We start from the raw sequence: 214 nt of genomic DNA, 5'->3' as shown, positions 1-214 counted from the left end.
AGTCGCCTCACTCGCTTTTGTATTTACGATTTTGGCGATCATCGCGATCCGTTCCAAAGACCGTCGCCAATATTTCGGAATGGCAGAAATCAGTGTGAAAGTTCGATTTCGAGATTACTGGCCGGTACTTAAGAAAAATCGTCCACTTCAAATGCTTGTCATCGCAGCCTCCACTGATAAGCTCGCTGGTCAAGTGATGAACCAACAGGTTTCG

General features: G+C 46.3%; 1 pseudogene. It reads left to right on the top strand.

Annotated features, from left to right (window positions below):
* Nucleotides 1-214: pseudogene (locus ACHABW_RS26130) on the top strand (MFS transporter); the annotation flags it as partial.

The organism is Salipaludibacillus sp. CF4.18 (assembly GCF_051262595.1).
Lineage (GTDB): Bacteria > Bacillota > Bacilli > Bacillales > Salisediminibacteriaceae > Salipaludibacillus > Salipaludibacillus neizhouensis.
This window is presented reverse-complemented; position numbering and strand designations above follow the sequence as displayed.